Consider the following 4535-nt stretch of genomic DNA (forward strand, 5'->3'; position numbering starts at 1 on the left):
GGCCACGCGCACGGCCTCGTTCGAGCCACCGGCGGCAGGCGACGACACGATCTCCGCGCCCCACATGCGCAGGATCTGCTTGCGCTCGACCGAGGTGTTCTCGGGCATCACGCAGACGATGCGATAGCCCTTGAGCTTGGCGGCCATCGCCAGCGAGATGCCGGTGTTGCCGCTGGTCGGCTCGAGGATGGTGGCGCCCGGACGGAGCGTCCCGTCCTTCTCCGCCTGCTCGATCATCTTGAGCGCGGGCCGGTCCTTGATGGAGCCGGTCGGGTTGCGGTCCTCCATCTTGGCCCAGATGCGGACGTCCGGGCTCGGCGACAGCCGCGGCAGCCCGATCAGCGGCGTACCGCCCACGGACTCCAGGAGGCTGTCGAAGCGCGTCATCCGCCCGCGACCGCCGGGAGCACGACGACCTGGTCGCCGTCGGCGAGCTCGGCGTCGAGGCCGCCGATGAAGCGCACGTCCTCGTCGTTGATGTAGACGTTGACGAAGCGGCGCAGGTCGCCGTTGTCGAGGAGGCGGTCCTTGAGGCCGGGGTGGTTGCCCTCGAGGTCGTCGATCAGCGCCGTGAGCGTGGCGCCGTCGGCCTCGACCGCCTTGGCGCCGTCGGTGTAGGGGCGAAGGATGGTGGGGATACGGACCTCGATGGCCATCAGGGGGTGCTCTCTTCCTGGCTCTTCTGGGGAGGCGTGATCGTGACGTCTTCTTCGGTCACGACGCCGTCGATGATTCTGTAAGACCTGAACTCGACGGGGCCGTCGTTATTCCCGTGCTCGCGTGTGCTGACCAGCACGTAGTGCGCATTCGGCTCGCTCGCCAGCCCGATGTCGGTGCGGCTCGGGTAGGCCTCGGTCGCGGTGTGCGAGTGGTAGACCACCACCGGCTCCTCGTCCCGCTCGTCCATGTCCTTGTAGAGCTGGAACAGGTCGGTGGAGTCGAACTCGTAGAACGTCGGGCTGCCGGCCGCGTTGATCATCTCGATGAACCGGGCAGGCCGATCGCTGCCCTCGGGGCCGGCCACGATGCCGCACGCCTCGTCGGGGTGGTCGCGCTTGGCGTGCGCGACGATCGCGTCGTACGTCGCCTGGTCGATGGTCAACACGCGTCAAGGGTAGGCGGCGCACCCTGCGCGGCCCGACCGCGTCTCACACGCGGATGGCTGCGGGGATGCCGTCGCTGAAGACTTCCGGCTCGGCCGGGAAGGACTCAGCCGCACCGCGGTCGTGCCTGGCCGCGCTCCACGCCGCCGCGCACGCGTCGAGGAGGTCGTCCTCGGCGAAACCCGACCCGCGGAACCACGCGGGCGCGATCAGGCCCTGCGCACGCAGTGCCTCGCGTCGGGCCCGCGAGCCCTCATCGCCCTTCTTCCGCTCGAGCACCGGCGCCCCGACCATCCGCGCGAAGCTGAGCTCGGGGTGCACCTCGATGACCTCGGTGCCTGGCCCGGAGCGGATCCACGCGTCGACCTCGAGGACCTTCACGCCCAGGGCGTAGGCCTGCGCGCTCGCGCTCCGCTCGCCCTGCGTGGCGCTCAGGTTTGCGGCCCGCGCCAGCTCGTAGGTGGGGGCCTCGTACGCCGATCGCGCCAACGTGGGGAACACGGACGACCCCTTGCCGACGAGCTCGCGGCGCGCCTCGGCGTCGGCGCGGCGAGCGCCACGATCGGGCAGCCCGATCGGGATGTCGATCGCCACGACGGCGGGTTGGGCCGTCTGCCTGACGAGTGTCACCAGCGCGGAGATGGACCCTGCGACATGGACGGTGGCCCGTCCATCCGGCCCGAGGAGCACCCCGACCCACCCGGTCGGGCATGCGTCGACACCGAGCACCGGCCGATCCGGGCGCAGCAGCTCGGGGGCCTCGGCCGTGGTGGTCCTGCCGATGAAACGTGCCTCGCGCTCGTCCGAGAGCCCGGCCTCGATCCGACTGGCCATGTGCGCCGACATCGGCGGCAGGTCGCCGACCGGCCACCAGCGCACGTCGGTCGACTCGTCGTCGGCGACGTGGGCCTCACCGCTGAGCCAGGTGCACGCAAACGTCAGATCGAGGTAGGACGCGCGGTCGCCGTTGTCGTAGGTGAGCTCGGGCAGCACGGTGGTCGCGGCGAGGCGGTCGACGCTGATCACGACCCCGGTCTCCTCGAGCGCCTCACGGGCGGCGGCGACGGCCGGCTCCTCCCCCGGGTCGACGATGCCGGTGACCGGCGTCCAGGCGCCGTTGTCGGAGCGCTTGACCAACAGGACGTGTCCGTCGCCGCGGGTGATGACGGCGGTGACGCCGGGCAGCCAGAGCGGGTGGTGACCGATCATCTCGCGCATCTCGAGGATGAAGTCGGGGATCGGGCTCACGAGGTCAGGGCCTCCACGATGGTCTCCTGGAGCCAGCCGACCCACTCGTAGATGTCGTGCGCCTGCGACCGCGGATCCTCGTCGTCCAGGGCGTACCAGGTCTCCTCGTCGCCGTCCTCGACCCCGAGGCGGGTGGCGAGCGCGAGCCGGATGTCGGTGAAGGACCGCATCCACGTCTCGGCGGTCGGCTCATCCAGCTCGACGTCGATCATCAGCCCGTCCTCGGTGAGCTGCGGCGGTAGGCCCGCCTCCTCGAGGCAGTCGATGATCATGCAGGCCGCAGCAGCCTTGCCGTCGCGCAGGCTGCCCTCGGTGAACCGGCGGAACTCGGCTGCGGCTTCTGCGTCCTCGGTGTACGCCGTCGGGAACAGCCGCTGCAGCACCGGATCCTCCGGCTCGCTGGTCGGCCCGGAGAAGTCCATCATCGCCTCGAACGGGTCGCGCGAGTCGTCCGGGACGGCCGCCTCGTTGCGCAGCAGCTCGACGATCTGGGACGCCAGCGACCGGAGCAGGTCGGCCTCGAACCCGGTGAAGTTGGCGATGATCAGGCGGGACTTCCGGTGGCGCGTGAAGGCCCCCACGTCAGGTCGCCTTCTCCATCGTCGCCCAGAGCCCGTATTCGTGCATCGCCTGCACGTCGCGCTCCATCTCTTCGCGGGTGCCGGTCGAAACGACCGACCTGCCGTCGTTGTGGACCTCCATCATCAGCTTGTCGGCCTTCGCCTCGGCATAGCCGAAGTACTTCTGGAAGACGTAGCTGACATACGACATCAGGTTGACCGGGTCGTTCCACACGATCGTCACCCACGGCTTGGCCAGGAAGGTGATCTCGTCGGGGGTGAGGGTCGGATCGACCTCGACGGGGCTTGCGGCTGACACGCCCGCCATCGTGTCACAGGGAGTTGGCCACCGCTGACCACCTGGCGGCGGACGACAACGAGGTCGGCCCACCACCTGTCCGCCGCCGCCAGTTGTTGCGGGCGTCGGCCCGGATCGCCCGGATGTCGCGCGACCTGCTCGAGTGTCACGGTGGCGAGGTCACGTTCGAGACCTCAACACCACTTCCGGGCCAGCGTCGTGACGACGTTGTGGTTGCGGCTGGTGGCGACGCCGAGCAGCTTCTCGACCCGCAGCGGATCGACTCCGCCGGCTTCGTAGCCCGACCCCAGGAGAAGGTGACACGCCCGATCCCGGACGACGACCCGGTGGGCGTCGGTCGACAGCGCCTCGACCGCGGCGGCATCGGCCACGGGCTCCTTGAGGAGCAGGACGTAGTGGCGCGCCAGCTCGCGTTCGGCGTACAACGCCTCGGCGTTCTTGCCGACGTCTGCGAACTCCGCCCGGGTGAAGACGATCGTCGGCACCTCGAACCCGGTGGCCTCGCGGAAGGCGTCCTCCAGAGCGGCCTCGACCTTGGCGCGAGAGCGCCACGAGGAGGTCACCCTGACGTTGCCGGTGTTGATGTAGGTCTCGACGTCGGTGAAGCCCGCGCTCTCGCACGCAGCCCTGATCGAGTCCTTGGGGAACTTGCGCTTCGCCCCCAGGTTGATCGCCCGGAGGAACGCGAGATGGGTCGGCATGGGGACATCATGACGCGAGTCCGGTCTAGGGTGCTACGCATGAAGACTCGGGCACTCACTGCAGTCCTATCCATCCTCGTCCTCGCCGCGACCACCGCAGGTTGCGCCAAGGAGGACACCTCGACGACCACCGCCTCGGGCATCGAGCTCGTCAAGGACGGCACGCTGACCGTCTGCACCCACCTCCCCTACGAGCCCTTCGAGTTCACCGACGGCGGCGAGGTCGTCGGCTTCGACCCCGCGGTCCTCGAGGTCGCTGCCGATGCCGAGGGGCTCGACACCGAGGTCCTCGACGTCGCATGGGAGACGATCACGACGGGTGAGGCGCTCAACAGCGGCCAGTGCGACGTGGGCGCCGGGGCCATGACGATCAACGCCGAACGCGAGGCCGTCATGGACTTCACCGATCCCTACTTCAAGGCCACCCAGGCCCTGATGACCAAGACCGGCGCGGGCATCACCTCGCTCGAGGACCTCGAGGGCAAGAAGGTCGCGGTGCAGGACGGCACGACCGGTTCCGACTACGTCCGCGAGAACGCCCCTGAGGACACCGAGGTCATCTCCTACGAGGACTCCTCCCTGATGCAGCAGGCGGTCCTGACCG

At 69.3% G+C, this 4535-nt stretch carries 8 protein-coding genes; 1 reads left to right on the plus strand and 7 read right to left on the minus strand.

The window, feature by feature from the left end; genetic code table 11:
• The 7 genes from RMO85_RS03520 to RMO85_RS03550 form a co-directional block, all read right to left on the minus strand.
• The coding region (locus tag RMO85_RS03520) for a pyridoxal-phosphate dependent enzyme (RefSeq protein WP_310526500.1) at positions 1-387 on the minus strand (387 nt) is incomplete at its 3' end.
• Positions 384-656 carry a MoaD/ThiS family protein gene (locus RMO85_RS03525; RefSeq protein WP_310526501.1) on the minus strand — a complete coding sequence of 91 codons (273 nt, stop codon included), beginning with the start codon at positions 654-656 and terminating at the stop codon, positions 384-386. The genes RMO85_RS03520 and RMO85_RS03525, both read right to left, overlap by 4 nt.
• A complete protein-coding gene (locus RMO85_RS03530; protein WP_310526502.1) occupies positions 656-1105 on the minus strand; it encodes a M67 family metallopeptidase in 450 nt (149 codons plus the stop codon). Before RMO85_RS03530 ends, RMO85_RS03525 begins: the two co-directional genes overlap by 1 nt.
• A 43-nt stretch (positions 1106-1148) precedes the next feature.
• A complete protein-coding gene (locus RMO85_RS03535; protein ID WP_310526503.1) occupies positions 1149-2351 on the minus strand; it encodes a DUF429 domain-containing protein in 1203 nt (400 codons plus the stop codon).
• Positions 2348-2932, minus strand: coding sequence for a DUF2017 domain-containing protein (locus RMO85_RS03540; RefSeq protein ID WP_310526504.1), 585 nt, complete (start codon positions 2930-2932; stop codon positions 2348-2350). The genes RMO85_RS03535 and RMO85_RS03540 overlap by 4 nt, the downstream gene beginning before the upstream one ends.
• Before the next feature lies 1 nt (position 2933).
• The gene (gene clpS, locus RMO85_RS03545; RefSeq protein WP_310526505.1) at positions 2934-3230 is read right to left on the minus strand and encodes an ATP-dependent Clp protease adapter ClpS; all 297 of its coding nucleotides are present in this window, start codon (positions 3228-3230) and stop codon (positions 2934-2936) included.
• Positions 3231-3403: 173 nt separating this feature from the next.
• Positions 3404-3931: a DUF1697 domain-containing protein gene (locus RMO85_RS03550; protein WP_310526506.1), complete on the minus strand. Its 528-nt coding sequence runs from the start codon at positions 3929-3931 to the stop codon at positions 3404-3406.
• A 39-nt stretch (positions 3932-3970) separates the two neighbouring features.
• On the opposite strand from RMO85_RS03550, the gene RMO85_RS03555 reads away from it, so the two are divergent.
• Positions 3971-4535 (plus strand): ABC transporter substrate-binding protein (locus RMO85_RS03555; RefSeq protein WP_310526508.1); only part of this gene is annotated, 565 nt, incomplete at its 3' end.

Origin of the sequence: Nocardioides sp. (assembly GCF_031422975.1) — a bacterium.
In the GTDB taxonomy this organism is placed as follows: domain Bacteria; phylum Actinomycetota; class Actinomycetes; order Propionibacteriales; family Nocardioidaceae; genus Nocardioides.